The organism is Streptomyces xiaopingdaonensis, from assembly GCF_000262345.1.
Classification (GTDB): Bacteria; Actinomycetota; Actinomycetes; order Streptomycetales; family Streptomycetaceae; genus Streptomyces; species Streptomyces xiaopingdaonensis.
The window spans coordinates 1-755 of sequence record NZ_AJTQ01000384.1 but is presented as its reverse complement, the minus strand read 5'-3'; the positions used below and the strand labels follow the sequence as shown (position 1 = coordinate 755).

The 755-nt window shown below is 67.3% G+C and carries 1 pseudogene; it reads right to left on the bottom strand.

The annotated features are described in order from the left end of the window. A pseudogene (locus UWG_RS0129185) lies at positions 1 to 755 on the bottom strand (hypothetical protein); the annotation flags it as partial.

Genomic DNA, 755 nt, shown 5'->3' with positions numbered 1-755 from the left:
CGCTGGGTCGGGGTCCGGTGCGTTGGGTGTTGGCGTGGCGGATGAGGGTTTGGATGCGGTGGTCGGCTTCGGCGGCGCGGGGGTCGACGGTGCCGGTCATGGGGTGGGGTTTGTAGAGGAGGCGGATGCGGTCGTCGGCGAGGAGGGCGGTGACGAGGTGTTCGCCGGCGTGGATGATGCTGGTGTTGCCGGGGTCGTCGGTCCAGCCTTCCCAGGTGGGGGCGTAGAGGACGGTGGTGTGGCGGCCGGGTGCGGGGGGTCCGGTGTGGGGGTTGATGGGGGCGAGTTGGGGGCGGCCGACTTCGATGATGTCTTTGTCTTCGACGCCGATGTCGGCGAGGTGGTAGCGCTCGCGGGCGGCGGGGCCGGCGACCCAGACTTCGTCGTAGGCCTTGGCGTAGGGGTTGCAGGAGGAGAGTTTGTCGCTTTCGCCGTGGTTGGTGAAGGCGTGTTTGATGGTGGGGATGCGGAGGACCTGGCTGGTTTTGCCGGAGTTGGCGGGGTGCAGGAGCATGCGGAGGCTGGAGTGTTCCAGGCGCATCAGGTCGGCGACTTTGGGGATGCACAGGATCGGCACGTCGGTCGCTTCGATGCGTTGGACCATGAACCGCTCCCGCAACACGATCACCGGGCGTCCCTCCAGCGCGCCCAGCGTCGAGAGCCACATGTTCGCCTGATACGCCGAGGACGTACCCCCCGAGAAATACATCCCCACCGTCGGCCGATACTCCCCCAACCACGCATCCAACCACTCC